Raw genomic sequence first — 729 nt, 5'->3', positions numbered from 1 at the left:
GGAAGAGTGTGTGCTCATTGATCGGCTGTCGGGTTTTACGGTCTGCAAACCCAAAACCCTGCTGATACAGCACTGACTGCCCGTCGGTGATCATAACGATCCCCGACAGGTCGGTCATGGGAATGATGGCTTTGAAAACCTCATTCCCTCCTAGATTACAAAGTACCCGATTCCTTCGTGGTCGTACTTCTTCTTCACCAACTGGAGGGCTTGTTCAATACCGGATAACGTCTCATCCTGACAATACATGATGAGAATGAAATTTTCTTCAGGCCAGACATCGTCTCCGAGCTTGGGAATGGTGTTGCCTTTCCCATGGGCGGTGGGGATGATGGTATAGTGCATGGGTACCTCATAGTGCTCGAGGGCTTCCAACACATCGTCAAGAATAGCTTGGGCTGCGATTATTTCCACCCTTCTCATCTCACACCTCCTCCAGGTAATTCTCAATTCGTTCGATATCCTTCTTCTGCTTATCCTTGTTGAAGAGGGCATAGAGGACCGGAGTGAAGTAGATGGTCATCAGCGTGCTGACCGTCATGCCTCCGATGAGGGTCTGACCGATCGGCTGGATCTGTTCAGCTCCCTGGCCACCGAAGAATGCAAGCGGAATCATACCGAAAATGGTGGTCAAACTGGTCATGAGTATCGGCTTGAGCCGGTTTCCACCAGCTTCAATACAAGCGCTTCGGACGGGAAGTCCTCGCTTTCGGAGCAGGTTGATGTATT

At 50.6% G+C, this 729-nt stretch carries 2 protein-coding genes; both read right to left on the bottom strand.

The features are described from left to right. Nucleotides 1–150 precede the first annotated feature (150 nt). Nucleotides 151–423, bottom strand: coding sequence for a PG0541 family transporter-associated protein (locus tag B3F49_RS03960; protein WP_293896624.1), 273 nt, complete (start codon nt 421–423; stop codon nt 151–153). Between the two features lies 1 nt (nt 424). Further along, nucleotides 425–729: efflux RND transporter permease subunit (locus B3F49_RS03955; protein WP_293909114.1), on the bottom strand; the 305-nt coding region annotated here is incomplete at its 5' end.

This window comes from Sphaerochaeta sp. UBA5836 (assembly GCF_002432845.1).
Lineage (GTDB): Bacteria > Spirochaetota > Spirochaetia > Sphaerochaetales > Sphaerochaetaceae > Sphaerochaeta.
The sequence above is the reverse complement of the archived record's forward strand: the minus strand, read 5'-3'. Positions and strand labels throughout refer to the sequence as shown.